The organism is Chryseobacterium sp. CG10_8, from assembly GCF_058117085.1.
Map to the genome: position 1 here is coordinate 57,649 of NZ_JBYVEB010000001.1, position 24,039 is coordinate 81,687.

The 24,039-nt window shown below is 35.9% G+C and carries 26 protein-coding genes; 14 read left to right on the forward strand and 12 right to left on the reverse strand.

The genetic code is table 11. The features are described from left to right. Window positions 1–94 precede the first annotated feature (94 nt). The 4 genes from AC4AGG_RS00245 to AC4AGG_RS00260 are packed head-to-tail and all read left to right on the forward strand — an operon-like array spanning window position 95 to window position 3,430. Window positions 95–868: a tetratricopeptide repeat protein gene (locus AC4AGG_RS00245; protein WP_489769954.1), complete on the forward strand. Its 774-nt coding sequence runs from the start codon at window positions 95–97 to the stop codon at window positions 866–868. Beyond that, on the forward strand, window positions 868–2,589 hold the full coding sequence (locus tag AC4AGG_RS00250) for a BatD family protein (RefSeq protein ID WP_489769955.1): 1,722 nt from the start codon (window positions 868–870) through the stop codon (window positions 2,587–2,589). The genes AC4AGG_RS00245 and AC4AGG_RS00250 overlap by 1 nt, the downstream gene beginning before the upstream one ends. Window positions 2,590–2,632: 43 nt before the next feature. After that, window positions 2,633–3,226, forward strand: a complete 594-nt coding sequence (locus tag AC4AGG_RS00255; protein WP_489769956.1) for a MarC family protein — start codon at window positions 2,633–2,635, stop codon at window positions 3,224–3,226. A 6-nt stretch (window positions 3,227–3,232) separates the two neighbouring features. Next, on the forward strand, window positions 3,233–3,430 hold the full coding sequence (locus AC4AGG_RS00260; RefSeq protein ID WP_489769957.1) for a hypothetical protein: 198 nt from the start codon (window positions 3,233–3,235) through the stop codon (window positions 3,428–3,430). Here AC4AGG_RS00260 and AC4AGG_RS00265 read toward each other — a convergent pair. From AC4AGG_RS00265 to AC4AGG_RS00285, 5 genes are all read right to left on the reverse strand, one after another. After that, a complete protein-coding gene (locus AC4AGG_RS00265; protein WP_489769958.1) occupies window positions 3,420–4,382 on the reverse strand; it encodes a chorismate-binding protein in 963 nt (320 codons plus the stop codon). The two genes, AC4AGG_RS00260 and AC4AGG_RS00265, sit on opposite strands and share 11 nt — an antisense overlap. 1 nt (window position 4,383) lies before the next feature. Beyond that, on the reverse strand, window positions 4,384–4,815 hold the full coding sequence (locus tag AC4AGG_RS00270; protein ID WP_489769959.1) for a PaaI family thioesterase: 432 nt from the start codon (window positions 4,813–4,815) through the stop codon (window positions 4,384–4,386). A gap of 125 nt (window positions 4,816–4,940) precedes the next feature. Further along, window positions 4,941–5,513, reverse strand: a complete 573-nt coding sequence (locus AC4AGG_RS00275) for a 1-acyl-sn-glycerol-3-phosphate acyltransferase (RefSeq protein ID WP_489769960.1) — start codon at window positions 5,511–5,513, stop codon at window positions 4,941–4,943. Window positions 5,514–5,843: 330 nt separating this feature from the next. Next, the gene (locus AC4AGG_RS00280; protein ID WP_489769961.1) at window positions 5,844–7,547 is read right to left on the reverse strand and encodes a PspC domain-containing protein; all 1,704 of its coding nucleotides are present in this window, start codon (window positions 7,545–7,547) and stop codon (window positions 5,844–5,846) included. An 11-nt stretch (window positions 7,548–7,558) separates the two neighbouring features. Then, window positions 7,559–7,888: a PadR family transcriptional regulator gene (locus tag AC4AGG_RS00285; protein WP_489769962.1), complete on the reverse strand. Its 330-nt coding sequence runs from the start codon at window positions 7,886–7,888 to the stop codon at window positions 7,559–7,561. 315 nt (window positions 7,889–8,203) lie between these two features. Between AC4AGG_RS00285 and AC4AGG_RS00290 the strand changes: the two genes are divergently transcribed. The 6 genes from AC4AGG_RS00290 to AC4AGG_RS00315 all read left to right on the forward strand — a co-directional run bounded on the left by AC4AGG_RS00290 (window position 8,204) and on the right by AC4AGG_RS00315 (window position 15,604). Further along, entirely contained in the window at window positions 8,204–10,084 is a 1,881-nt protein-coding gene (locus AC4AGG_RS00290; RefSeq protein ID WP_489769963.1) for a DNA topoisomerase IV subunit B, read from the forward strand. Window positions 10,085–10,150: 66 nt separating this feature from the next. Next, entirely contained in the window at window positions 10,151–10,648 is a 498-nt protein-coding gene (locus AC4AGG_RS00295) for a hypothetical protein (RefSeq protein ID WP_489769964.1), read from the forward strand. Beyond that, window positions 10,641–13,220: a DNA gyrase/topoisomerase IV subunit A gene (locus tag AC4AGG_RS00300; RefSeq protein ID WP_489769965.1), complete on the forward strand. Its 2,580-nt coding sequence runs from the start codon at window positions 10,641–10,643 to the stop codon at window positions 13,218–13,220. The genes AC4AGG_RS00295 and AC4AGG_RS00300 overlap by 8 nt, the downstream gene beginning before the upstream one ends. A 6-nt stretch (window positions 13,221–13,226) precedes the next feature. Next, window positions 13,227–13,817, forward strand: coding sequence for a hypothetical protein (locus AC4AGG_RS00305; protein ID WP_489769966.1), 591 nt, complete (start codon window positions 13,227–13,229; stop codon window positions 13,815–13,817). Continuing rightward, complete coding sequence (locus AC4AGG_RS00310; RefSeq protein WP_489769967.1) at window positions 13,814–14,914, forward strand: acyloxyacyl hydrolase; 1,101 nt, start codon at window positions 13,814–13,816, stop codon at window positions 14,912–14,914. Before AC4AGG_RS00305 ends, AC4AGG_RS00310 begins: the two co-directional genes overlap by 4 nt. Window positions 14,915–14,932: 18 nt before the next feature. Then, window positions 14,933–15,604, forward strand: coding sequence for a rhomboid family intramembrane serine protease (locus tag AC4AGG_RS00315; protein WP_489769968.1), 672 nt, complete (start codon window positions 14,933–14,935; stop codon window positions 15,602–15,604). 79 nt (window positions 15,605–15,683) lie between these two features. On the opposite strand, the gene prmC is transcribed toward AC4AGG_RS00315, so the two are convergent. The 4 genes from prmC to AC4AGG_RS00335 all read right to left on the reverse strand — a co-directional run bounded on the left by prmC (window position 15,684) and on the right by AC4AGG_RS00335 (window position 18,750). Next, the gene (prmC, locus tag AC4AGG_RS00320; RefSeq protein WP_489769969.1) at window positions 15,684–16,589 is read right to left on the reverse strand and encodes a peptide chain release factor N(5)-glutamine methyltransferase; all 906 of its coding nucleotides are present in this window, start codon (window positions 16,587–16,589) and stop codon (window positions 15,684–15,686) included. Between the two features lie 79 nt (window positions 16,590–16,668). Beyond that, on the reverse strand, window positions 16,669–17,427 hold the full coding sequence (gene yaaA, locus AC4AGG_RS00325) for a peroxide stress protein YaaA (RefSeq protein WP_489769970.1): 759 nt from the start codon (window positions 17,425–17,427) through the stop codon (window positions 16,669–16,671). 3 nt (window positions 17,428–17,430) lie between these two features. Beyond that, a complete protein-coding gene (locus AC4AGG_RS00330; protein WP_489769971.1) occupies window positions 17,431–18,138 on the reverse strand; it encodes a CPBP family intramembrane glutamic endopeptidase in 708 nt (235 codons plus the stop codon). Then, window positions 18,139–18,750 (reverse strand): L-threonylcarbamoyladenylate synthase, encoded by a 612-nt coding sequence (locus AC4AGG_RS00335; RefSeq protein WP_489769972.1) that lies wholly within the window; start codon window positions 18,748–18,750, stop codon window positions 18,139–18,141. It lies immediately after the preceding gene. Window positions 18,751–18,958: 208 nt separating this feature from the next. On the opposite strand from AC4AGG_RS00335, the gene AC4AGG_RS00340 reads away from it, so the two are divergent. Further along, the gene (locus AC4AGG_RS00340; protein ID WP_489769973.1) at window positions 18,959–20,239 is read left to right on the forward strand and encodes a glycoside hydrolase 5 family protein; all 1,281 of its coding nucleotides are present in this window, start codon (window positions 18,959–18,961) and stop codon (window positions 20,237–20,239) included. Window positions 20,240–20,561: 322 nt separating this feature from the next. Here the strand turns inward: AC4AGG_RS00340 and AC4AGG_RS00345 are convergent, their stop codons facing one another. Then, on the reverse strand, window positions 20,562–20,765 hold the full coding sequence (locus AC4AGG_RS00345) for a hypothetical protein (protein WP_489769974.1): 204 nt from the start codon (window positions 20,763–20,765) through the stop codon (window positions 20,562–20,564). A 239-nt stretch (window positions 20,766–21,004) separates the two neighbouring features. Between AC4AGG_RS00345 and AC4AGG_RS00350 the strand changes: the two genes are divergently transcribed. From AC4AGG_RS00350 to AC4AGG_RS00360, 3 genes are read left to right on the forward strand one after another with little or no spacing between them, the layout of a single operon-like run. Beyond that, complete coding sequence (locus AC4AGG_RS00350; RefSeq protein ID WP_489769975.1) at window positions 21,005–21,760, forward strand: hypothetical protein; 756 nt, start codon at window positions 21,005–21,007, stop codon at window positions 21,758–21,760. After that, window positions 21,760–22,164, forward strand: coding sequence for a DUF5675 family protein (locus AC4AGG_RS00355; protein ID WP_489769976.1), 405 nt, complete (start codon window positions 21,760–21,762; stop codon window positions 22,162–22,164). The genes AC4AGG_RS00350 and AC4AGG_RS00355 overlap by 1 nt, the downstream gene beginning before the upstream one ends. Further along, window positions 22,161–22,370 (forward strand): hypothetical protein, encoded by a 210-nt coding sequence (locus AC4AGG_RS00360; RefSeq protein ID WP_489769977.1) that lies wholly within the window; start codon window positions 22,161–22,163, stop codon window positions 22,368–22,370. Before AC4AGG_RS00355 ends, AC4AGG_RS00360 begins: the two co-directional genes overlap by 4 nt. 264 nt (window positions 22,371–22,634) lie before the next feature. Here the strand turns inward: AC4AGG_RS00360 and AC4AGG_RS00365 are convergent, their stop codons facing one another. Further along, on the reverse strand, window positions 22,635–22,769 hold the full coding sequence (locus tag AC4AGG_RS00365; protein WP_489769978.1) for a hypothetical protein: 135 nt from the start codon (window positions 22,767–22,769) through the stop codon (window positions 22,635–22,637). A 61-nt stretch (window positions 22,770–22,830) separates the two neighbouring features. Then, a complete protein-coding gene (locus AC4AGG_RS00370; RefSeq protein ID WP_489769979.1) occupies window positions 22,831–23,256 on the reverse strand; it encodes a DUF6943 family protein in 426 nt (141 codons plus the stop codon). Between the last annotated feature and the right edge of the window lie 783 nt (window positions 23,257–24,039).

Consider the following 24,039-nt stretch of genomic DNA (forward strand, 5'->3'; position numbering starts at 1 on the left):
ATTTTAGTAAAAACGTTGGTTTTTAGCCTCTTTTAACCCAAATTTAACATTTATCACCTTACTTTTTAACATATAAAGAGATATTTTTGTAAGCATGAAAAGACTTGCCTTTTTTCTTTCATTATTGTTAGTACTTTTTAGTGTAAATATGGTTTTTGCACAGAAGAGTTATGATGCTCTTTTGTATGAAGGAAATCAAGATTTTGACAAGAAAAAATATGACGATGCGGCTTCTAAGTACATGGATGCGGTAAAGAAAAATGAAAAGGATTTTGCAGGTCATTACAACCTAGGGAATTCGCTTTATAAAAGTGGAAAGTATGCAGAAGCACAGTCAGAGTTTCAGAAAGCAGAAAGACTTTCGAAATCTCCATCTGACAAAGCGGCTGCTTTGCATAATATGGGAAATGCGATGATGAAGCAGAATCAACCCGAAAAAGCAGCCGAATATTATAAAAAATCCCTAAAGCTTGATCCTTATAATGAGGCGACTCAGAAGAATTTTGGAATTGCCAAGTTAAAACAACAGCAGCAAGACAAAAATCAGAAAGATAATAAGGACGACCAAGAAAAACAGGATAAAAATCAACAGGATCAGAAAGATCAGAAGAAAGATCAAGGAGATAAGTCCAAAGACGGAGATGACGAACAAAAGAAGTCTAACCAAGACAATGGACAAGATCAAGGTCGAAGAAACAATAACAACGGAGAACCCGAAGATGAAGATAAGAATCAAAAAAGTAATTTGCCGAAGGGATTAGAAGAGGCTATCCTTAATCGCATGTCCGAAAAGGAAAAAGAAACGGCAAGACGAATTTTGAATAAAAACTCCTACTCAATGCCCGAAAGCAATGAGAAGGATTGGTGATGAAACAGTTAACTTCCATATTTTTCATTTTATTGTCCATTTCTCATTATGGACAGGTACTTTTGGACGCGCGAACCGAAGAGAAGGAGTTTCGCGTGGATCAGAATTTTACCTTTACAGTAATCATGGAGTTAAAGGGAGCTAGCATTAATCAGGAAACCCCTTTGAGATTGCCCGATTTTTCTAAATTCAATGTTGTTGGTAATGCGTCCGATAATAACGAAATTTTATTAGATGATGGTTTGGTTAGACAAGTCATTGTGCAATTTGTTCTGCAGCCAAAACAGCCAGGGAAAGTTAGACTAGGATCTGCGCTAGTTACGGTTAATGGAGTTCAGTACAAGACCGAACCTATCGATATTTTTGTGAAAGAAGCTGATCGAAAAGTGATTGGCGAGAAAAAAGTAGTCAAAGACCGCGACATGTATCTCAATTTGGAGGTAGAAAATGATGAAGTTTATAGAAACGAACCTGCTATCGCTGTTTTACGAGCTTATTCCAAAAACTATAACAATTTCAGAAGAGTAAAAGATATTCAATTTCCAGATCAGGATAATATTGATTTTACACCAATTCATCATGTAAAGCAAGAAATAGAAACATCTGCAGGACAAGTAAATTCGCAGGTGATGGCTGTTTTTTTGGTTTTTTCTGGTGAAACTGGAAATGTAGAGATAGAACCTCTTTCGGCTAATTATGTTGGTGACCCACGAAAGCTGATTTCCAACAAGGTAAAACTAAAGGTGAAAGAATTACCCGAAGAAGCGCCTGCGGGTTTCAAAAATGCTGTTGGAGATTTCAAAGTAGGGATTTCGACACCAACTGAGATCAAAGCAGAAATACAAAAACCTTTCATGGTACAGTTGAAGGTTTCTGGGAAAGGAAACTTTCAAGATGTGGTAATTCCGAAAATTTTGGAATCAGTAGATTATGATGTTTTCCAGCCTAAGATTACGGAGAGGATGAGTATTCAAGAGTCTGGTGTCACAGGAGAAATCGTTGCAGATTATGTTATTGTTCCCAAAAGAACGGGAGTTCTTAAGATTGCCACCGATCGCTTTGCGTTCTTTAATCCTGAAATTAAAAAATATGTGGATGTAGGAGCTAAGACATTAGATATTATGTCATTGACTCATGAGCAGATTTTGGATGACAGGTCAACGATGGAAAGGATTAATGAATACACCAACAATGTTCTGGAAACTGTCGATAATCCTGTCATCAAGACTGAACCATTGAAGGTTGATAAGAAGCAGAATTTCCGATGGAGAACCATTATGATTAATTTTGGGTTGTTAAGTTTGGTTGGGTTAGCGTTTTTAATATTTCCAAAATTCAAAAAAAATAAAGCTAAAATTAACAATCCTGCAAAACCTATTGTGGGAGTGGAAGAAACTGAAAACCAAATCAAAAATGAACTCAAATCTGATTTTAATGATTATGTTTCATACATGAAACATCAGATTGGTAATGATGATTTTGATGGCTTTTTCGGTACTTTCGAAGAATTGGATGCTTCCATCAGAAAACAGTATTTTGTTGGTGATGGCGAAGATTTCAAAGGAGTGGTAGAAAAGCAGTTTGGAAGCCAAATGAGCGATTCTTACCAGAACCTTACTCGTCGTGTTCATATGGAAAAATACGCTCCAATGCATCATCGTGAGACAATGGAAGAGCTTTTAGAAGCGGTGCAATCTCTTTATTCGCAGATTAGTAAATAGTCAAAAATAATTACTATTTTTGCCGAATTAATAAATTTCATCAATGGAAAATTTTTCTTGGAAGGAAGTACTAACTTGTTTTATGGTGCTTTTTGCGGTAATTGATATCATTGGTTCTATTCCAATTATTGTAAGTTTAAAACAAAAATTTGGAAAAATAGAATCAGGGAGAGCCTCAATTGTTGCTGGACTTTTGATGATTGTTTTCCTTTTTGTTGGAGATAAGATTCTTAAATTTATTGGAGTTGACGTTAACTCGTTTGCAATTGCAGGGGCATTTGTCATCTTTATCATTGCTTTAGAAATGATTTTGGGAATCCAGATTCAGCGACATGCGGAAGCTAAGTCTGCTTCGATTGTTCCGATTGCATTTCCACTAATTGCAGGAGCAGGAACTTTGACCACAACTCTTTCTTTGAAGGCCGAATTTCACGACATTAATATTATTTTTGGGATTATTCTTAATACTATTTTGGTATTTATAGTACTGAAATCTGCTAATTGGTTAGAGAAATTCATTGGAGAAGGAACCTTGAAAATTATTGAAAAAGTATTCGGAATTATTCTTTTAGCGATTGCTATTAAATTATTTACCGCTAACTTTGCGCAGTTATTTTCTACCTACGTTAATTTTTAATTTTAAATGATGCAGACTGTTTATAAAATATTTTTAGCCGTATTTATCCTTTTCATTGGAATCAACCTTTATGCTATCGATTGGAATTTGGGATTTATGCATAATGATAATACCAAATTTGTATTCTCATTAGGAGCTGGTATATTGGGTATTATAGGCGTTTTTGTGATGAATACTTGGAGCAAATTAGCGGTTAAGAAATAGACAGGTTTTTCAAAATAGCCTCTGATTTTAGTTCGGTTTCTCGCCATTCCTTTTCTGGATTGCTATCTTTAGTAATACCGCCTCCAACGAAAAGGTGAGCTTCGTTTTTATAGAATTTTCCACATCTAAGATTCACGAAAAATAGAATTTCGCTTTCTGTTTCTATTTGGGAATAGCCAGCGTAAAATTCACGAGGGTACTTTTCGAACTCGGAAATTGCCGTCTTACATAATTCCTTAGGAATACCACATACAGCTGGTGTTGGATGAAGCTCTTGGATGATTTTTTCGAGATTTTTTCTTTCGATTTTTGTCTTGAAATCCGTTCTCAAATGCTTAATGTTTCCTGAAATATGGTCGAAGGTCGCAGACTCTTTAATCCCATCTTCTAATGAATAATTTTTCAAGATTGTCCTGATGTAATCTGTAACAGGCTGTTGCTCTTCGATTTCTTTGCTAGTCCAATCTTCATCCACAGGTAGAGTTCCCGCAAGACTCATGGTCTCAAACTCGTTAGTTACTTTATTGAATTTCCCTAAAAGTTCGGAGAACGCTCCCATCCAAATCTCTCCCTCATTTTCAAATAGGTAGACAAAAGCATTAGGAAAAGTTTCACAAAGGTTTTGGAAGCTAGTGGCAAAATTGATGTGCTGGTATTCGATAATTTTTCTTCGTGAGAACACAAGTTTAGCCAAATTATTTTCCTTAATAAAGGAGATGACTTCACCTAGTTTTTGAAGGTACTCTTGTTGGCCTTCAACATGATAGGTTACATCTTGCTGTTTAGGTTTTAGATTGAATAGAAGTAGTTCTTCTGTCGAAATTTCCTCTAAATTTCCTTGAAAATGAATGGTCTTTTGATTGTCAAAAGAATAAAACGCCGCTAAAGAAACGCTAGGTTTTCCGTCCGTTTGGTATATTTTTTCTTGAAAAGGAAGTTTAAAAACTAACATTTTACAGTTTGGAATGAGGAACAATATTATTAGTCATGGTTGTATGATTAATGAGATTGCCTTTTTCGTCTCGGATTTCTATTTGGGAAACGTGCAGTGAATTTCCTTTTCTGATAAAAGTTGCTTTTCCTGTGATAACACCACTTCTAATCGCGCGCAAATGATTGGAATTGATGTTGGTCCCGACAGGCGCTACTTTTTCCATGTCGACATGGATGACCGAAAGACAAGATCCCAAAGTCTCCGCTAAAACGCAACTTGCACCACCGTGTAATATTCCATAAGGTTGATGTACTTTGGGAACCACAGGCATTGAAGCGCTGAGTGATTCGTCATCTACATCTGTAAAAACAATATCAAGGGTTTTTCCAAGGTTTTCACCAGTCCAATTGTTTAGCTTATCAAGGATTTCTTTTTTTCTGTTTTCGTCCATTTTTTTTGTTCTAAATTTCAATAAGTGTAAATGGTTTAAAGTTCTATATTAATCATCCATCATCTATCACCCATCATTCATCATCCATCATTCATCATTCATCATTCATCATTCATCATTCATCATTAGTAGATATTAGGATTCCAGTTTTCAGGAATTTTAGGATGTACATCATTTTTGATGTAATAGTCTTGGATTTCTTCCATGAGGTCCTCAAAAGATTCGCTGGCGATTTTTTCGTAGGGAATTTGATAACCCAAATAAATAATTTTTTTCTTAAAATCTCCTGCGGCCAAAACAATCGGAACTTTTGCTTCCAAAGCCATGTGATAAAACCCCTTTCTCCACTTATCTACTCTTTTGCGAGTCCCTTCTGGAGTAATAACTAGGGAAAAATCTTCCTTTTTGAACTGGTCTGCAACAAACTTTACAAGGTCATTTTTCTGACTTCTGTCGATACCGATTCCACCTAAGCCTTTTACAATGAATCCATACCAAGCTTTGGTGTGCGCATCTTTGATAATGACTTTTAGGTTTTTTCCCAGTTTCCAATAGGCGAAATTTCCCAAAATATACTCCATGTTGTGGGTGTGTGGAGCGACTACCAAAATGCATCGATCGAGATTATTGACATCTCCTTGTAGAACCACTTTCCATCCCATTAATTTGAGAGCAAGACTTCCTATCAGTTTCTTCATATTTTTCTTATAATAGATAAAAAAAGAGCATAACCATGACTGGTTATACCCTACAAATATATTGAATTATTGTTGCCCTTAAAATAAACCGGTGATGAAATCAACTATTTTCATAACCACCGCTAAAACAAATTGTACCATGGTATTGCGTTTTAATTTTTAATTTTTCTGAATCACTTTCGTAATTCGAAGTACGAAATTACATCATTTTTTTGAATTCAATGCTTAACAAATGTTAAAATTTGTTTAATTTTTCGTAGAAAGAATAAGAGAAAAGCGGTTTTTGTTGAATGTTTTTCAATTTCCGCCTTTCTACTTATCCACTCTCAATTAGTTGTTATTGATGGAAACTTCTTTTTTACCGTTCTTAATTTTGACATTGATGTCTTTAACATCTCTAAAGTCGATATCTAAAGAATCCAAAATATGGTCAGCTTCTTCTCTGGAGTACATTTTTCCATTAATTTTGATGCTGTCTCCATTGTTGCTGTTGATTTGTATAGAGTTTCTTCCATTGCGGATAGAAATTGCACTGGATGACTGTCTGTTGGTGCTATTATTGCCGTCTTCGTCTACGCCATTTTCATCAAGGTCACCACTTACATCGACGAAATCATTTAATTTGATTACTTTCATATTTTGAGGGACTACTAGTTCGTAGTCTAAGTGGTAGTCTCTAAAGCGATGTTTGTATGGATGTTTGATAAAGTTCGGAAAATTGATTCTATTACCTACGATTTCGATCGGAATATCTAAATCAAGCGGGATATTATATCCATCTGCTCTCTTTTTGACTACGAGATATGGAGTTTTGATGTCCGTTTTTCTGATGACTTCTACATAGATATTATCCTCTATGTAAACATCCTTCTTGTCTGAGTATAAGTCACTTTCATATGCTGTGAAGTTTTGAGGGATCTTCACTTCTTTAACATCAACAAAGATGCTGTCAGAGGTAGTATTGATGGCAATTTCTTCTGTGTCATTGTTTTCACCTTTGTATTGAGCTTCGATTTTTGCCATTGAGAAACCGAAATATGTTCCTAATGATATCATTATTAAAAAAATCCCACCAATAACATATCCCACATTTCTAAGTTTGGTTTTTGGCGAGATTAATTTTACCGCCAAAAGACTAAAGAAAAGGGTAACTAGTAATGAACCAAGAACCATTATAGACTTCAGAACATAGTTCATATTATTTTCTGCAAAGTAGAAGTTAAGGTTGTCCATACCTTGTATTTCTGAGTTACCTATAAAGCCAATGATAAAGAAGATCCCCATCAGACTAGAAAAGGCAAAAATGGTAAATATGATTCCGAAAAAGATCCTTATCACATCCCAAAGTCCGCTTCCAGCTTTTGTGATAATAGGCTTACTTTCTTGATAAAATTCTCCTACTTTTTGTCCAGCTTCGTTAGTGAATTGTACAATTTTATTGGATTCTTCTTTCAGGTTATCAAAATTCATCGGCTTACCTTTCATTTTCAAAAAATCGGAAGCCGTAACAGCCTTTGGGAGCACTATCCAAAGAATGAGGTAGATGAGTACTATTAGTGAAGTAGAAATTGCTGCTGTAAAAACTCCAAGTACTGCGATAGCTAACCAAATAGCTCTCATCGTAGTAATGTCCATCCCAATGTAATGAGCAAGACCAGCGCAGACTCCACCTAATTTTGCTCTTTCCGGATCACGGAATAATTGTTTTTGGCCTGATTCGGTTTTATTGGAGCTCTTCTTTCTATCAGTGATATTTTCAGAATAATAGGCTTCTTCTTGTTCCTCGATGATTTCTGGTTTACCAATTTGTGCGATTACCTTTTCTACATCGGTGTCATTGATAACTTCTCTTCTTCCTAATGTATCTCGGAAGATTTCAACCATTCGGATTTCTATATCGTGCATGACTTCTTCTGCTTCGTTCTTATCCAAAGACTTTCTAAGAGCAGCAAGATAGTCGCTCAGTTTGATATAAGCGTGTTCCTCAATCATGAAAGAGAAACCAGCGAGTCCTATAGAGAGTGTTTTATTCATAGTTATGGATTTTAATGATTTTTGGTGATATGGTTTACAGATTCGGTCAGCTCAAACCATGTGTTTTGTAATTCGTTTAAGAAAAGTTTACCTTTTTCTGTGATTTGATAGTATTTTCTTGGTGGTCCTCCAGTCGATTCTTCCCATCTATAGGTAAGAAACTCTGCGTTTTTTAGTCTTGTCAAAAGGGGGTAGAGTGTTCCTTCTACCACGTCCAGCTTTCCTTTTTTTAGTTCTTCAATCAAATCCGAAACGTACATTTCTCTCTGATTAATCAAACTCAAAATGCAGAACTCCAGAATGCCTTTGCGCATTTGCGCTTTTGTATTTTCTGTATTCATTGATTTTATAAGCTATTAGTGTGTTGATTTTACGATGTTCAAAGTTTAACCTTTAACTTTACATTACAAAGATATGTAATAAAAACAGTATTATGCAATACAAAGTAGTAAAATATTTTAAAGTTTTGGTTTATATAATTGAAAATCAGATTGATAAATTTTAAATAAGATTTTTAGGTAGATTTTTCACAAGGTATGGATGTTTTAATTTTGACCTTTAATGCTGAAAAACAGAGTTTTTATCCACAAAACTTTCAGATTTTTTCTTAAATAATTATATTTGTTGATTAGCGCAAAAGATAGAAGTAGAAATATATGAGTCAGAATAATCCGGTGAATTATACCGAAGAAAATATACGGACGCTTGATTGGCAAGAGCATATTCGTCAGAGACCAGGGATGTACATCGGGAAGTTGGGCGACGGTTCTTCTGCCGACGACGGAATCTACATCTTACTGAAGGAGATTATCGACAACTCGATTGACGAATTTGTGATGAAATCGGGCAAGAGAATCGAAATCAAAATTGACGAAGGAAAGGCTTATATCAGAGATTTTGGGCGAGGAATTCCGCTAGGAAAGGTTGTTGATGCAGTTTCTAAAATGAATACTGGTGGTAAATACGATAGCAAAGCCTTCAAAAAGTCGGTGGGTCTTAATGGAGTTGGTACCAAAGCGGTGAACGCACTTTCGGATTATTTCAAAGTAAGGTCTTTCCGAGAAGGCAAAATGAAGGTTGCAGAGTTCTCAAAGGGAATTATCACTCAAGACCATACGGAGACAGATACCAGCGATCGCAACGGGACAGAAATTACCTTTATCCCAGATCACGAAATATTTCAAAATTTTAAATTCAGAAGGGAGTATATCGAGAGAATGCTCCGCAATTATGTTTATCTTAATCCTGGATTGAAAATTATCTTCAATGGAGAAACTTTTTATTCGGAGAACGGGTTGAAGGATTTGCTTCATGAAGAAATTGAGGGCGAAATCTTGTATCCAGTCATTCACCTTAAAGAGGAAGATATTGAGGTTGCGATTACGCACTCCGATAAGTCTCAGTCAGAAACTTATTTTTCTTTTGTTAATGGACAAAATACAACTCAAGGAGGAACGCATTTAGCGGCGTTTCGTGAAGCTTATGTCAAAACGATCCGAGAGTTTTATAATAAAAACTTTGAAGCAGCGGACGTCAGAAAGTCTATCATTGCTGCGGTTTCCATCAAAGTAATCGAACCTGTTTTTGAATCTCAGACCAAAACCAAATTGGGGTCAAATGAAATGGGACCAGGCTTGGAAACAGTGAGGACCTTCATTCTAAACTTTTTGAAGAAGCATTTTGATAATTATCTTCATAAGAATCAAGAAACGGCAGATGCGATTCAGAAGAAGATTATGACTTCTGAAAAGGAACGAAAAGAGCTTTCTGGAATTCAGAAACTAGCAAGGGAAAGAGCGAAGAAAGTTTCGCTTCACAATAAAAAGTTGAGGGATTGCAGACAGCATTATAACGACCAAAAAGCGGAAAGAAAGTCAGAATCTCAGATATTTATTACCGAGGGAGATTCAGCTTCCGGGTCTATTACTAAATCAAGAGATGTAGAAACTCAAGCTGTATTTTCATTGCGTGGAAAACCTCTCAACTCTTATGGATTAACTAAAAGAGTGGTTTATGAGAACGAAGAATTCAACCTTTTGCAAGCTGCACTTAATATCGAAGATTCTTTAGAGGATTTAAGATACAATCAAGTAGTGATTGCAACCGACGCCGACGTGGACGGAATGCACATCAGGTTGTTGATGATTACTTTTTTTCTTCAGTTTTTTCCTGATTTGATAAGAAATGGACATTTGTACATTCTTCAGACTCCATTGTTCAGGGTGAGAAATAAGAAAGAGACCAGATATTGTTATTCCGATGAAGAAAGGATTAAAGCTTTGCAAGAGTTAGGTAAGAATCCTGAAATTACTCGATTCAAAGGTTTGGGAGAGATTTCTCCAGATGAGTTCAAACATTTTATTGGGAAAGATATTCGTTTGGAGCCAGTGGTAATTGGTAAGGATCAGACGATTGAGCAACTTTTAGAGTTTTATATGGGTAAAAATACGCCTGATAGACAGAATTTTATTCTGGAGAATCTTGTTGTGGAGGATAATAATATCGAAAAGAAAGAGAAACTCGAAGAAGTGGAATAATTAATTTGAAAATAAATATATGTCGTAAACGTTCTACGATTCAGCAAAAAACACAATAAGAAACAGATGAGACTGAGTAACCGTAATAAAACACCCATTTATAACTTTCTTGGGACAGCCTTGCTAATGATACTCACAGCAGGAATGGCTTTTTTCTTTTTTGAGAGAAAAGTACTGAAAAGGTTTGGGTATGAAGAGTATCTTTTTTTAATAATCCCTGTATTGTTAATTATTGGTTTTTATATTAGAGGGAGACAGATTTTCGAATATGACAGTGATGGAGAGGCACTTAATTTTAAAAATAGGAATGTTATTTCGTTCTTATTTGATAAGAATCTAAGTGATGAGTTTCCCAAATACAAATTGCTTAAATATGAAGTTTTGAATGGTTTTTTCTTTAAGAGATTATATATTACAATTTCCAGCAAAAAAAGCCATGCTATTATTTTAAAATATGACATTTCTTATCTCACCAAAAAGGAAATAGGTGACTTAAAATATTCCCTGAATAGGACGATAAAGAATAACAAAGAAAGAAAATTAGAGGAACATAACGATGACTGAAGAACATTCGCACGAAGGCGATTCCCTGAAGAAAGTATCAGGTCTGTACAAAGACTGGTTTTTGGATTATGCATCTTACGTAATTCTGGATAGAGCGATTCCTTCTGTTTTTGACGGTTTCAAGCCGGTACAAAGAAGAATTATGCACTCTATGCGTGAGCTGGAGGATGGTCGCTACAACAAAGTGGCTAATATTGTCGGTAATACGATGAAATATCACCCTCATGGTGACGCTTCCATTACAGATGCAATGGTGCAAATTGGGCAAAAAGAACTCTTAATTGATACTCAGGGAAACTGGGGAAATATTTATACAGGAGATTCTGCGGCGGCGGCAAGGTATATCGAAGCCAGACTTACGCCTTTTGCGCTGGAAGTTGTTTTCAACCCTAAAACCACGGAATGGTCCAAGTCTTATGATGGGAGAAATAACGAGCCAGTTGATTTACCTGTAAAGTTTCCACTTTTGTTGGCGCAAGGTGTAGAGGGGATTGGTGTAGGACTTTCAACAAAAATTTTGCCTCACAATTTCAATGAATTAATCAACGCTTCCATTGCATATTTGAAAGGAAAGAAATTTCAATTTTTCCCTGATTTTATCACTGGCGGATTTTTGGATGTTTCGGAATATAATGATGGTGAAAGAGGAGGAAAAGTAAGAGCCAGAGCTAGGATTGTTCAGCAAGATAAGACTACTTTGGTTATCACAGAGCTTCCTTTTTCCAGAAATACCACCGACCTTATTGATTCGATTTTGAAAGCCAATGATAAAGGTAAAATCAAAATCAAAAAGATCGAAGATAACACGTCCGACAAGGTAGAGATACTTATCCATTTGACCAATGATGTCTCACCTGACAAAATGATAGATGCATTGTATGCTTTTACAGATTGTCAAGTAACGATTTCTCCTAATGCATGTGTTATTGTAGGTGATAAGCCAATGTTTCTGTCAGTTTCGGAGATTCTAAGGATGAACACCGACCACACGGTTTCTTTACTGAAAAAGGAATTAGAGATCGAGTTGCACGAATTGCAGGAAAGCTGGCATTTTGCTTCCTTAGAAAGAATTTTCATCGAGAATAGAATTTACCATGATATTGAAGAAGTCAAAACTTGGGAAGATGTTCTGGTCACTATCGATGAAGGACTCAAACCTCACACCAAACACTTATTAAGAGCAGTTACCCAAGAAGATATTCTGAAGCTAACCGAAATCCGAATCAAAAGAATTTCTCGTTTCGATTTAGATAAATTCAAAGAAAATATTGCAGCTCTTGAAGGAAAAATAGAGCGGGTTAAGCATCATTTAGCACATCTGATTCCGTATGCTATTGAGTATTATCAAAATATCCAAAAGAAATACGGAAAAGACAAAGAAAGAAAAACCGAAATTAGAGTTTTTGACACCATTGATGCGACCAAAGTGGCTGTAGCTAATGAAAAATTCTATGCTAATTTTGCAGAAGGATTTATTGGGACATCGCTTAAGAAAGACGAATATCTATTCGATTGTTCGGATTTGGATGATATTATTACTTTCCGAAAAGACGGAACAATGCAGGTGGTGAAAGTAGAACAGAAAACCTTTGTTGGTAAAGATATCCTACACGTTGGGATTTGGAAGAAAAACGACAAGCGTACTGTATACAACATGATTTATAGAGAAGGTCGAGTTGGCCCATTCTATATGAAGCGTTTTTCGGTGACCTCGATTACAAGAAATACCGAATATCCTCTTGCTTCTGAGGAGAAAGGTTCAGAAGTCTTATATTTTTCGGTTAATCCTAATGGTGAAGCCGAAGTCGTCAACGTACTTTTGAAGCCTAATCCACGCATTAGGAAAAATAAGTTGGATATCGACTTTTCCGAATTAGGGATAAAAGGTCGTAACTCCAAAGGAAATTTGGTCACCAAATATCCAATCAAGAAAATTGACCTCAAAGAAGAGGGAGTTTCGACATTGGCTCCAAGAAGAATTTGGTTCGATGATGTAGTAAAAAGATTAAATGCAGATGCGCGAGGAAGTTTGCTGGGAACCTTCAAAGGAGATGATAAAATTTTGACCATCAATACCAAAGGTGAAGCAAAACTGGTTTCATTTGATCTCAGCAATCGTTTTGACGACGAATATTTGATTCTCGAAAAATGGAAGCCAGAACAAGCCATTACTTGCATCTATTTCGATGGCGAAAAGCAGATGTACTTTATCAAACGATTCTTGCTGGAAGTCACTAACAATATACAGTCCTTTATGCCTTCAGAACATGACAAATCCTTTATCGAGTTTGTTGGAACCTCTGACGGAACGAAGGCTGAAGTAATTTACGCAAAAGACAAAAAAGGAAATCAGAAAGAGAACGAGACTTACGATTTAGACGAATTTATTTCAATTAAAGGGATTAAAGCGATAGGAAATCAGTTTATCAAAGAAAAAGTAAAATCCATCAATATTACAATTCCAGAGCCAGTTGAAGAGGAAGAACCAGAAATTGAAATTGTAGATGTTGCTGATGAAGGAGATGATTTTGAAGGAAGAATAGAAAGTCTTTTTGACCAACCAGAAGAATAATCGGACATGAAGAAGTGGGGTTGGTTTTTGATGGTTTTTTTGATAGGAATAGCCATTGGTTTTGGGGTTTCCGAATATTTTTTCAAAACAATGGAAAAGGAGGAGGTATCTTCTGAAGAAAACTTTAATAATATTGAAGATTCTGTTTCGATTGTTTCAAATAGTGAGGAAGAACAAGCTATAACAGATGCTGATTCCCCAAGTGACGCAAACGAGCTTTCTGCTGAAGACCGAAAAAAATGGAAAGGTATTTATCAATTCCAATGTATTGAAGCTCAGGGAGAAGGTCCTTATTATGCGAAATTGAAAATTGATATGTCGGATTTGGAAAATGACAATGTTCACGTTTACAGATCTTATCAAGAGTTTGATAAGCCAAAAGAGGAAGGACTGTCTGTGTTTTTTGGAAGTATGGGTTGGAAAGATAAAGAGGAGAACAAAATTTCTTTTCAATATGAAGTATTACAAAAGGGAGAATTTTATAACAGTGATATGCAGTTGGATATTTTTGAAAAGGATGGCAAATACTATATCGATACCGATTTAATTGTACCAGAAGGAGCTAAGTTTCCTTTAGAAATACAGAAAGTTCAATGATGAGGTTTCAAGAACTTCAACTAAAAAAGTGGATGATGATTTCACTTTTTTTTTGTGGGCTTTTTTTTGATGGACAAGAAAAGGAGGAATATGCTGTTTCGCTCTCGATGTTTAATGGAAAGGCGACGGGAACTTTCAAAGGAAGAGAAAGCAACCACACCGAATCCTATAAAATTAGCTTGGTCAAAAAACTAAATCCCGAAGATGCAGATTGGATCGATTTTCTTAATGCAGAAAATATTTCTTTGAGTGCGGTATATTCTGATTTTGATGGAATTGTTTGGGGCTACTCCTATGGAAAGGCTTTTGGATTGGTAGGTGAAGTCGATTTTCGTTTGGTAGGGAAGAAGCGATTTCGTGTTTTCTTGATACCAGGCTTTGGACTTTCTTATGTCACCAAAACAGCTTTGACCGATAGAGAAACCCACATTTTCGGAAGTCACATTAATGGGGTTTTTAGTGCAGCAATTAAGCCTGAATACGATTTAGGGCGCGGTTTCGAAGTTTTTGGAAGTCTTGATTTTATACATTACTCTAACGGAAGTTTTAGGATTCCTAATGCGGGAATCAATATGGTTGGATTTAATCTGGGGATTAAAAAAGATTTAGCATTCAATAGTACCGAAACAGAAGTTAAAGAGGAAGAGGCAATGAAAAAAAACGGTTTCGAAGTTTCGGCTGGAGTGGGAAGAAGAGGGAAATATCGCATGAAAGAAGGGGTCTTCCGAATGGGATATTATGTTGGATATAACCGTTTTCTTAATAATGTGATTGCTGTGAGAGCTGGGTTGGATGGGAGCTATTATGACGAGACCTATGATGCCAATAATTATCAAGACACACCGTCTTATTTAGCAAATTCTTATGAGCATTTTCGTTGGGGAGCCAGTCTTGGAGCAGAACTAAAAATGGGAAAAGTTGCTTTGGCTGGTAACTTGGGAAAATATTTTTATTTCGAGGGACCTAATCCTCCCAAAATGTATTGGAATGCCTCCGTTAAATATTATATTTGTCCCAAAATTGGTTTACAAGGGACGCTCAATGCCCACAAATTTCAAGCAGATTTTGTGAATTGGGGTGTATTTGTTAGGCTTTAAAAATTAAAACAATCAACTATGAGTACAATGTTAATTCTCATATTAGTAGTAACAGGTGTAGTGACTTATATTGGAGAAACCAATCCGAGGTTTAAACAAAAATACATGTTTAATGTTAGCGCTATTCTTCAAAATAATGAATATGTAAGGTTGCTTTCGTCAGGTTTTTTACATGGCGATTGGATGCATTTTTTCATGAATATGTTAACGCTGTTTTTCTTTTCAAATACTGTAATTTATGGTGCACTAACTGAGTTCGGCCTCGTTCAGGGATTTGGAGAGATAGGATATTTAATTATTTATCTTGGCTCTATACTTTTTGGGAATCTATTTTCACTTTACTTGTACAAAAGTCAGCCTTGGTACAGTGCTTTAGGAGCAAGTGGAGGAGTTTCCGGTATTTTGTTCGCAGCGGTAGCTTTAGCCCCGGATGCTATTTCGGTTAATTTTTTACCGGGGTATCTTTTTGGTCTATTGTATTTTGGGTACTCTGTATATGCAATGCTAAATCCAAGAGTTGGAGATAATATTGGGCATTCTGCACATTTGGGAGGTGCTTTTTTTGGTTTAGTGTATGCTGTTGCAATGCAATCTGAAACCGCAATGGAAAATGCGAAATTCCTTGGAATCATGTCTCTTCCGCTGATCTACATGGCTTATGAAGTTTTTGTGAAAAAGAGAATAGGTTAAGTTTCTAGTTGTGTGTTTATGATTTCTTGTTTTAAACTTGTAATCTTAAACCCTAAACTCAAAACCCCTAACTCATAATTCAACCGACCACCACAAATCTGTCGTTTCCAGAAATATCCTTCAACAATTGAGCGTTTTTGAAATTTTTAAATAAATCTAAAGTTTTGTCACCTAATTTTTGATTGATTTCGAGGAAAATCATTCCGTTTTCGTTGAGGTTAGTTTGTGCGAATTCTGCAATTTTTCGGTAAAATATGAGTGCGTCAGAAGTCGGTGAGAAGAGTGCTATATTGGGTTCGAAACCTTTTACAGAATCTTCGATTTCGAAATTTTCATCAATCCCGATATAGGGAGGATTTGAAATAATGATGTCAAATTTTTCTCCGAGACTTTCATTCAAAAAGTCTTTTTGAAGAAATTGGATTTTTGTTTCATGCGTTGTTGCATTTTTTTTGGCAACCTCCAAAGCAGCTTCGGAAATATCAAGAGCAAAGACTTCGGTTTGTGGGAAGTGCTTTTTCAGAATAATTGGGATGACTCCACTTCCTGTTCCAATATCAAGAATTTTTAATGTTTTAGTCATTCTGAGTAAGGAGGGATTTTGAAGCTGTCGAGATTCTTCACTATGCTTTGCATCGTTAAGAATAGCCAGTTTTTTAATTTTTTCAATCGCCAATTCGACCAGTTCTTCGGTTTCAGGACGAGGAATTAATACATGTTCGTTCACAAAGAAAGAATATCCGTAGAATTCTTCTTCGCCTAAAATCTGTTGATAAGGTCTTCCTGATTTGAGTTCGTAGAGAATTTCATCAAAAGATTCTTTGTCGCCTAACAATACATCTTGATGCGAAAATCGGCGAAACTGAAATCGGTCGAATCCAATGATTTCGTGGCAAAAAATATAAAACAAATGTGCACTTTCCGACTCGTCGTATTGGTCAGAAAGTTCTTTTTTGAAATATCGTTTGAGTTCTAATAATGTCATTTTTCTCTATTTGAAATATGGAAACCACCCCGTCAAAAAATTAAAGTAATTTTTTGACACCCCTCCAAAGGAGGGGAATTTATCTTGTGAAGACCAATTTTTGTGGAGTAGAAAGCTCGTCGTTAAGAAGGTAGTTGTCGTAATTGAAAGCACTGACTTCGTCTAACGTTTTTACATTTTTTTCGGCGCAGTATCTCGCCATGAGTCCTCTTGCATGTTTGAAGAACACCATAATGGCTTTGAGTTCACCATTTTTGTACTCTTTGAATTCGACGTCGATAATTGGTGTTTTTAGAGCCTTTCTATTGATGACTTTTGCATATTCTTCACTTGCGAGATTAAGAACAAACTCCTTTGATTTTAGTTGAGAATTAAGATATTCGGTGAGTGTTTCTGACCAATAATCGTAGAGATTTTTATTTTTTTCAAAAGAAAATTTAGAACCCATTTCCAAACGATACAACATTATTTTGTCGGAAGGTTTTAACATTCCATAAAGTCCAGAAAGCATGAAAAGGTTTTTTTGAAGGTAATCCAATTGCTCTTTTTCAAGTGATTTGGCATCTAATCCACGATAGACCTCACCTTGAAATGCGAAAATCGCCTGCGTTGAGTTCTTCGGACTTGGATTGGTTTTCCATTTTTGATTTCGATCCCAGTTTTCGTCAGCTAGCTTATCCGAAATGGACATCATTTGCTGTAAATCTTTAGGAGATTTTTCTTTCAGAAAAGATTGTATTTCTGCAGATTTTTGAACAAATTTTGGAGTAGAGCTTCTAAGAAGGTCACTTTTGAAATCTACGCCCATCAGTTTTGCTGGAGAAAGAAGTATTTTCATATTTTAAAAATTTAGGAAGGCTTTTACTGGTTGCATGTTAATTAACATCAAAGTGACAAAATCAAATAGAAAATGACAAGCGATGAGGATTTTGATGTTTCTATACTTTTCATAAAAAATAGAAAAAATGAGTCCAATAAAAAGTGGAATCAAAGTATTGGCAATGGTTCCATAAGGACTATGTAGAAATCCAAATAGCAAAGAGTTAACAATAATGGCAACCCACTTGTTGTACATCAACCTTAATCGTGGTTGTATATATCCTCGGAATAGCATTTCTTCGACTACGCCTGCGGTAAGACATGTCAGTAAGATTAAAAAAAAGTTTCTTCTCAATAAATTGAAAGTTTGCTCCAATTTTACACTGTATTCTTCCGGGATAAATTGATTTAGAATTATCTTGAGAATAATACTCCCGAAAATACAAATGAAATACAGAATTGGAACAGATAGAAGCGTGAAAGTGAGACTGTATTTTTTTTCTTCGAAAAGTAAGAATCGGCCTTTTTCGACAAATCGGGCATAGAGGAACATAAGTCCAAGTATGATCCAGAAAAAGATTCTTGTAGCGACAAAATTATTGGTGGTCAATCCTTGCTCACCCGTAATTGCAGTTAGAAAGTTTTTACCCTCAAATGACAAGAGATTGATGACAAAGATTAAGATTATCCCTATCGAGTAATTTTGGTAATTTTTGGAAGAAAGAGTCATTTATAATTCACCTTTTCCTTGTCTGATAATTTCTGGTTCACCAGATGTAAGGTCAACAATGGTAGAAGCAACATTGTCACCATAACCCGAATCAACGACCAAATCCACTAGATTTCCATATTTTTCGGCAATAAGTTCTGGGTCGGTAGAATATTCGATGATTTCGTCTTCGTCGCGAATAGATGTTGAAGCGATTGGATTTCCCAATTTTTCGACAATCAATCTAGGGATTTCATGGTCCGGAACTCTAATTCCCACTGTTTTGTGTCCCTTGTAGGCTAAAGGAAGGTTTTTATTGGCTTCCAAAATGAAGGTAAATGGACCAGGAACATGGCTCTTTAATAACCTGAAAACCGAATTGTCAATCGGTTTGGTAAAATTCGAGAGGTGACTCAAGTCGTTACAAATGATAGAAAATTGTGATTTTTCTAATTTGGTTCCTTTGAGTTTTGCCAGTTTTTCCATGGCTTTGATATTGTTGATATCACAACCCAAAGCATAGATGGTATCAGAAGGATAGACGATGAGTCCACCTTTTAGAAGAGTGCTGACCACTTCTTCAATCATTTTTTCTTGAGGATTTCCTGGATAGATTCTAAGAATTTTTGCCATATTGCTTGCGGAAATTGGTTTGACGCAAAGTTACGTTTTCGTTTTGATTTTTCCTGTATTATTGTAGGTTTTCAGTGTTATTAAATACAAAAATTTAATTTAAATTTTGACTAGATTTAATCCTATTACCCTTTCCTTCAATTCGGTTTTTTTTAAAAATATTGCCTTCTCAATTTTTTTTATAAATTGGAGGACAAGATTTTTATTAATGATACAACGTTTTTTTGGGGTAGTTACCTTTTGTTTATTGGTCTTTTCGTGTTCTTCTAATCGCTTTGTTAGTGTGGAAGGAACTCATTTTGTAAAAAATAAAAAACCTTATCACTATATCGGTGCCAATTATTGGTATGGACCGATGTTGGGCGCGGATGAGACGCAACATGAAAGGCTGAGAAAGGAATTGGACGAAATGAAAGCGAATGGGATTGTTAATCTAAGGGTTTTGGCGAGTTCCGAAGGTGGAGAGAAGGAATATACCGTAAGTCCAGCTACACAACCTCAATTGGGCGTCTATGACGAAAAATTATTGAAAGGTCTTGATGTCTTTCTTGATGAACTTCGTAAGCGAGATATGACTGCGATTGTCTATTTTTCCAACAATTGGGAGTGGAGTGGAGGAATTGGCCAGTACCTAGAATGGAATGGATATGGACTTTTTAAGATTCCTAACCTTTATCCCGAAATGTCATGGGACGAGTTTACAAAATATTTGACAGAGTTTCATTCTTGTTTGCCTTGTCGTAATCAGTACTTGAAGCATGTTGAGATGATTGTTAACCGCAAAAACACGGTGAATGGAGTTCAGTACAAAGATGATTCTGCGATTATGGCCTGGGAAATAGCTAATGAGCCAAGAAGTTTTTTCAAATCGAATGAAGCGCCATTCCTTTCGTGGACTGCGGAAGTGACTAAGAAGGTGAAAAGTTTGGATAAAAACCATTTGGTTACCACGGGTTCTGAAGGGAAGTATGGAACTGCGGTTAGCCTTAAAACTTTCGAAAAACTCCATGCAGACCCTAATATTGATTATCTTACAATTCATATATGGCCCAAAAACTGGCTTTGGTACAATAAAAATGATGAAAAAAATAGCTTAAAAGTAGCTATAGACAGCACTCAATCCTATATCGATGAGCATCTTCCTATTGCAAAGCGACTTAACAAACCTATGGTTTTGGAGGAGTTTGGGTTTCCACGCGAACAGGAGAGTTTGGACAGAACTGCCAATATAGACCTTAGAAATCAATATTATCAATATGTTTTCGAAGAGTTGTCTAGAAATATCAAAGATAACTCACCACTAACTGCAGCTAATTTTTGGGGTTACAGTGGTGTCGCTAAAAATAATCCTAAAGATGGCAAATGGGATAAAGGTGAAGATTTTACTTCTGATCCACCGCATGAACCGCAAGGTCTTAATTCCGTTTTCTCAACTGACCAATCGACTTTGAAGTTAATTAAATCGTTTAATGATAAAATAAGTAAATAAAAAGAGCTAAATTTTGCTTGCTGAAGCTATAGGTATTTTGGCTTTTAAAAAAAAGAATTTCAATAGAATCAAGATGGACTTTCTTCATCTTGATTTTTTTTATGAAAAAACTATGAAAAAAAAAAGCCCGATATAAATCGGGCTTTAAGTGGTTTCTCCAGGAATATATGCTTTCTTTCTTATTGCCTAATGATAGTACTTTTCGGAAAGGGAGATTTTCAAGGTAACCGAATATTCCACCTCGTGAAATACAACAATTTTGCTCAAATCTTAGTGATACAAATATAAGAAATTCCACTAACCTATCCAATAAATGACAAGGTTAATCTCTAATTATTTCCTTTACTTTTTCCTCATCAATTCCTGCGTAATTACAGAACTCTTCAATGGTAATAAATTGATGATCTTCTTTGCCCAACTTTAACCTAATCCGTTGAATGAGGTCACGAGAGAAGCGTTCACTCTTTCCTGTGATTCGGGCAATATCTTTTGGGTAAATGCAAAGGCGTTGAGGTCTTGTTTTCATGCTGTATCTATGCTTTAGCTGTACTTTTAGGTAAGTTGTGGCATATTGTGTTACAAAAATAAAAATAATGCTTTTTATCAGTCAATGGAAAAGAGTTTCATTTTTGGCTAAATAGGTGTTGAACGGCTTTGTAATGGTGCTTTTTTCATTGGTTATTTGAAATTTTGCCTTGTGAATTCACCAAGGTTTGAGAGAATGAACCTTAATCATTCTGAAAGTAATTTTAAAAATTTAAAGAAATGGCAAGACAAAAAAGTATTATTAAGTTAGACGGTACCATTGGCGGAATAACTTTCTATAAATCTCAAGATGGTTATTTGGCTAGAGAAAAAGGTGGTGTATCAGCTGAGAGAATTAAAAATGATCCTGCTTTCCAAAGGACTCGTGAAAATGGTTCTGAATTTGGAAGAGCTGGAAAATCTGGAAAAGTTCTTAGAAATTCAATTAGAGCTTTGCTCCAAAATTCATCTGATGGTAGAATGGTAAGTCGATTAACCCAGAAGATGGTCCAGGTTATTCAAATGGATTCTACCAATCCAAGAGGACAAAGAAACGTAATTGATGGCGAGGCGGAATTACTTTTGGGGTTTGATTTTAACATCAACGGAAAGTTAGGAAACACGCTTTATACTCCCGTAACTTCCACTTTAGACCGTGTTTCAGGTGATGCAAAAGTCGATTTTGAATCTTTTGTTCCGAGTGTGGATATTGCTGCTCCTGGTGGAACAACTCATTTCAAATTGGTAGCTGCAGGAATGGAAATCGATTTCGAAAATGAAACTTTCAGCACCTCATCTTCAGAAAGTGCCATCTTGGCTTGGGATACCACGCCAACGGCGGTAATTAGTTTGGATAATCCTTTAACCGAAAATTCTACACATCCTTTGTTTTTGGTGTTAGGTGTGGAATTTTTTCAGGAAGTCAACGGCGAAAAATATCCATTGAAAAACGGAGCTTTCAACGCTTTGCAAATTATTAAAGTCGTTGGACTGTAATGAAATTGGAGCTTTTACGCCACTATCATTCCAACGGAACAAACGGGGAACTTTTCTTTATTGGTTTAAAGCTTTGCAATACCATAGAATTGCCTTGGAAAGACAACCAAAGAAGAGTTTCCTGTATTCCTGAAGGAATGTACAGATTGAGAAAAAGATACAGCCGCAAATTCAAATGGCACTTGGAAATTGATAACGTTAAAAACAGAGATCTGATTCTGTTTCATCCTGCCAATAATGCTTTGAAAGAATTGAACGGCTGTATTGCTCCAGTAAGTGAACTCACTGGAGAAGGCAAAGGAATCCGTTCACGGATTGCTTTTGAACATTTGAAAAGTACCATTTATCCCTATTTGGAAAAGGGATTTGTGATTGAATTAACCATTAAAAAAGCGAAACAATGAAACAAATATTTGAAAGAATCACGTCCCCAACTCCCAATTTTTTCAAGAAAATCAGAAATATTGGACTAGCTCTAACCGCAATTAGTGCTGTTGTGGTGGCTTCGCCCGTTGCATTACCTGTTATTATGGTAAAAGTAGCGGGATATTTAGCCGTTGCAGGTGGTATTGTGGGAGCAGTGAGCCAAACCGCTGTCAAAGGTGAATAATCCCTATGAATTTTGTGGATAACTCGACAAAAGTAAGCACGGCTTTTGGCTCTTTAATTCCTATTTTTGTCAACATCCAACAGCAAGACCTTGCCGAAACTGTAGTTTTGGGAATCGTCGGTGGAATTTCCAGTTTCTTAGCAACCTTGCTTATTAAATATCTGATAAAATTTTTGAAAAATAAGTTCTCGAAATAAGTTGTGGTGACTTGGGAACAAAAAAGAGCCTCTCAGTTTTTTGAGAGGCTTTTTAGTTTGTTAAAAATTACTTTTTATTTTGTTGTTTTTTTGGAGGTTTTAAAGAGGGAGTATTGCCAGGAGTTTCTTTGTTATCCCTTTGACGTTTATCAGGTTTACCGGTTGAGTCCGCAATTCTTTTGGGTCCAGGTTTAAGTGCCATAATATTAAAATTTTGTTGATTATTTGTGATATAAATTTACAAAATAATATTTCAAAAAGTGCTATATTTTGTAATAATACTTTTGGACGAGAACTGCTCGAAGTTCGGAAAGTTGCTCCAACTGCTTGGAATATTTTTGTTCTAAATAATAAAGATTTTTGATGTTCTGCAAGATTTTTTCGTTTTCTTCCAACTTGGTAAGGCTTGGAATAATCCAATTCTGAAGGACTTTTTTGAGTTCTGAAAGGCGAAGCATCTCAATAACACTTCCGCAGAGATATGGACAGAAAAAAACATTTTTCCAGAGTGTGTAAAACGTCCAATAGAGGTTTTCTCTTTCGGACTGAGTTCTGCAGTAGAGAATAAAGCAGTTCGGGCAAGGTTCAAACAAAGGTTTTCCTGCATTGCGACCTCTTGACAAAATGAAAATTGAATTTTCAGGCGTTTCCTTTTCGGAATTGTACGTGCGTACTTTGAAATTAAGCATAATTTGGGTTTTAAAAATTGATGCTCCGTCGAAATATTTCTAAAAGAAAACCAAGAAAAAAAACCGAAAAAAAAAGAAAAAAAGAAAAAAAGAAAGCCCTCTTTTTAGGGGGCGGGGCGTTCTGTCAAGGTTTTTTGGAAAAATTTTTTTTACTGAATACTCAATTGTATTATCTGTAAATGAATTGGAATAAAGGTTTCAGAATAGGCTCTAAAATTTTTTGCAAAAACACGGAGTGCTTGACCTTTACAGAACTTAGCGGTTGGCATTTGGAAGCCCCCTAACTTGCTTTGCTTTTTTTACTTTTTGTAGGTGGACTGAACTTTCAAAAGATGATAAAAAAGCGGTGGGAAGCGGTTTGGCAAGGATTGGTGAACGATGGAAAAGGCAGGGGTATATGGTAGTTGGGATTTTCTTGGGCGATATACTCCTGCGTGCGGTGACTGCATTGCAAACATAAGCTTGCGTTGTTTGGAATAAGGGAATTTGGAGAAGGTTGGAAAAGCAGAAGGGAAGAGGTGGCAAAAACGGGTAAAACACTTCGCACAAAAATGATGCTTGACGATAGATTCAAGATGTGAGACACGAGATTTGAGACAGGAAAATGAAAAGCGGTGGAAAAGACAGCGGTATAGAATGCTGAAAGAAAATGCTTTTTTTGATGATGGTTGCCGGTGTGTTGTTGTTGGCGTTTGGAAAAAGCTATTTTCTTCAGTATGAAATACGGCTGTGTGCGGTGACGAAACCTGCTGAACCAACGGAATATTTTTTTATTTGCTTGAA

Bases quoted from the DNA above. Each gene is read 5' to 3' on its own strand.
- AC4AGG_RS00245 (WP_489769954.1), top strand. From the start codon at position 95: ATGAAAAGACTTGCCTTTTTTCTTTCATTATTGTTAGTACTTTTTAGT.
- AC4AGG_RS00250 (WP_489769955.1), top strand. From the start codon at position 868: ATGAAACAGTTAACTTCCATATTTTTCATTTTATTGTCCATTTCTCAT.
- AC4AGG_RS00255 (WP_489769956.1), top strand. From the start codon at position 2,633: ATGGAAAATTTTTCTTGGAAGGAAGTACTAACTTGTTTTATGGTGCTT.
- AC4AGG_RS00260 (WP_489769957.1), top strand. From the start codon at position 3,233: ATGATGCAGACTGTTTATAAAATATTTTTAGCCGTATTTATCCTTTTC.
- AC4AGG_RS00265 (WP_489769958.1), bottom strand. From the start codon at position 4,382: ATGTTAGTTTTTAAACTTCCTTTTCAAGAAAAAATATACCAAACGGAC.
- AC4AGG_RS00270 (WP_489769959.1), bottom strand. From the start codon at position 4,815: ATGGACGAAAACAGAAAAAAAGAAATCCTTGATAAGCTAAACAATTGG.
- AC4AGG_RS00275 (WP_489769960.1), bottom strand. From the start codon at position 5,513: ATGAAGAAACTGATAGGAAGTCTTGCTCTCAAATTAATGGGATGGAAA.
- AC4AGG_RS00280 (WP_489769961.1), bottom strand. From the start codon at position 7,547: ATGAATAAAACACTCTCTATAGGACTCGCTGGTTTCTCTTTCATGATT.
- AC4AGG_RS00285 (WP_489769962.1), bottom strand. From the start codon at position 7,888: ATGAATACAGAAAATACAAAAGCGCAAATGCGCAAAGGCATTCTGGAG.
- AC4AGG_RS00290 (WP_489769963.1), top strand. From the start codon at position 8,204: ATGAGTCAGAATAATCCGGTGAATTATACCGAAGAAAATATACGGACG.
- AC4AGG_RS00295 (WP_489769964.1), top strand. From the start codon at position 10,151: ATGAGACTGAGTAACCGTAATAAAACACCCATTTATAACTTTCTTGGG.
- AC4AGG_RS00300 (WP_489769965.1), top strand. From the start codon at position 10,641: ATGACTGAAGAACATTCGCACGAAGGCGATTCCCTGAAGAAAGTATCA.
- AC4AGG_RS00305 (WP_489769966.1), top strand. From the start codon at position 13,227: ATGAAGAAGTGGGGTTGGTTTTTGATGGTTTTTTTGATAGGAATAGCC.
- AC4AGG_RS00310 (WP_489769967.1), top strand. From the start codon at position 13,814: ATGATGAGGTTTCAAGAACTTCAACTAAAAAAGTGGATGATGATTTCA.
- AC4AGG_RS00315 (WP_489769968.1), top strand. From the start codon at position 14,933: ATGAGTACAATGTTAATTCTCATATTAGTAGTAACAGGTGTAGTGACT.
- prmC (WP_489769969.1), bottom strand. From the start codon at position 16,589: ATGACATTATTAGAACTCAAACGATATTTCAAAAAAGAACTTTCTGAC.
- yaaA (WP_489769970.1), bottom strand. From the start codon at position 17,427: ATGAAAATACTTCTTTCTCCAGCAAAACTGATGGGCGTAGATTTCAAA.
- AC4AGG_RS00330 (WP_489769971.1), bottom strand. From the start codon at position 18,138: ATGACTCTTTCTTCCAAAAATTACCAAAATTACTCGATAGGGATAATC.
- AC4AGG_RS00335 (WP_489769972.1), bottom strand. From the start codon at position 18,750: ATGGCAAAAATTCTTAGAATCTATCCAGGAAATCCTCAAGAAAAAATG.
- AC4AGG_RS00340 (WP_489769973.1), top strand. From the start codon at position 18,959: ATGATACAACGTTTTTTTGGGGTAGTTACCTTTTGTTTATTGGTCTTT.
- AC4AGG_RS00345 (WP_489769974.1), bottom strand. From the start codon at position 20,765: ATGAAAACAAGACCTCAACGCCTTTGCATTTACCCAAAAGATATTGCC.
- AC4AGG_RS00350 (WP_489769975.1), top strand. From the start codon at position 21,005: ATGGCAAGACAAAAAAGTATTATTAAGTTAGACGGTACCATTGGCGGA.
- AC4AGG_RS00355 (WP_489769976.1), top strand. From the start codon at position 21,760: ATGAAATTGGAGCTTTTACGCCACTATCATTCCAACGGAACAAACGGG.
- AC4AGG_RS00360 (WP_489769977.1), top strand. From the start codon at position 22,161: ATGAAACAAATATTTGAAAGAATCACGTCCCCAACTCCCAATTTTTTC.
- AC4AGG_RS00365 (WP_489769978.1), bottom strand. From the start codon at position 22,769: ATGGCACTTAAACCTGGACCCAAAAGAATTGCGGACTCAACCGGTAAA.
- AC4AGG_RS00370 (WP_489769979.1), bottom strand. From the start codon at position 23,256: ATGCTTAATTTCAAAGTACGCACGTACAATTCCGAAAAGGAAACGCCT.